Annotated in this window: 2 protein-coding genes; both read left to right on the plus strand. The window is 30.3% G+C overall.

Annotated features, from left to right (window positions below; genetic code table 11):
* The first annotated feature begins 70 nt into the window (after positions 1–70).
* Positions 71–340, plus strand: a complete 270-nt coding sequence (locus tag HMPREF0202_RS00420) for a transposase (RefSeq protein ID WP_023051494.1) — start codon at positions 71–73, stop codon at positions 338–340.
* Positions 295–1,170, plus strand: an 876-nt coding sequence (locus HMPREF0202_RS00425) for an IS3 family transposase (RefSeq protein WP_051364105.1), incomplete at its 3' end; no start/stop codon positions are given. The genes HMPREF0202_RS00420 and HMPREF0202_RS00425, both read left to right, overlap by 46 nt.

The following is a 1,170-nucleotide window of genomic DNA, read 5'->3' on the forward strand; positions in this document are numbered from 1 at the left end:
TGGTGTTAGAATAAGTTTGTAGACATAAAATAACAAATCATGTAAACTAAACCTTGAAGGAAGTGATTTTATGTCTAAACGAAAAACTTATGATGAAGAGTTTAAAAAAACTCTTGTTAATTTAATTTTAAATGGTCAGTCTCTTAAAGAGGTATCTCGTGAATATGGTGTGTCTTCATCCAATCTTATTCTTTGGAGAAAAAAATATAGTAATATCAATACCCAAAGTGATGAGGTTATCACTCTTGATGACTTTAGAAAGCTTCAAAAAGAACTAGCTGCCGCTAAAGAAGAGTGTGCTATTCTAAAAAAGGCTTTGACAATATTCGCGAAAAACTAGATGATACTAAGATAACTGACCTTATCAAGCAATTAAAACCTAAATACAGCCAAGAAAAAATGTGTAAAATTTTTAAAATTAGTAGAGCTACTTACTACTTTAATCTCAATAAAACTACTACTAAAACTCAAGAGAGATATGAATTACTATCTTCTCAAATCAAAAGAATTTATGAGGAAAATTCTAAAATTTATGGGGCTCCTAAAATACATGTAATACTTAATCGTGAGGGTTATCCCGCGAGTATCAAGCTAGTTCAAAGAATTATGAGAGCATTAGGTCTTTCATCTATTACTAGAAAAAAGTACAAGCCCCAGACAATTAAATCAAAAGTTGAAGCACCTGCGAGTAATCTTTTAAAACAGGATTTTTCAACTACCTCAACAAACGAGAAAATAGTAGGGGATATCACATATATTTACACAAAAGATTTTGGTTGGACATATTTAGCTTCATTTATGGATTTACATACGAACGAAATTAAAGGTTGGGACTACTCCACAACAATGACAACAGATATCGTTTTAAAAGCTCTTTCTAAACTTAATTTAAACAGTGATCTTACAGGCTGTATTATCCATACAGATCAAGGATCGCAGTATACGAGTAAAGATTATGTAGCAAAGGTTAAAGATTTAGGTGCAACCCTTTCTTATTCAAGAAAGGGTAATCCTTATGATAACGCTCCTATAGAATCTTTTCATTCAGTTTTAAAGAAAGAGTTAATTTATCAAAGTAAACCAAAGACTTTTGAAGAAACTAAAAAGTCTTTATTTAAATATATAGAAGGCTGGTATAACAACCATAGAATTCAAAAAAAACTAGGTTAT

This window comes from Cetobacterium somerae ATCC BAA-474 (genome assembly GCF_000479045.1).
Taxonomy (GTDB): Bacteria; Fusobacteriota; Fusobacteriia; order Fusobacteriales; family Fusobacteriaceae; genus Cetobacterium_A; species Cetobacterium_A somerae.

Coding starts and splice junctions, on each gene's coding strand:
- HMPREF0202_RS00420 (WP_023051494.1), top strand. CDS start 71: ATGTCTAAACGAAAAACTTATGATGAAGAGTTTAAAAAAACTCTTGTT.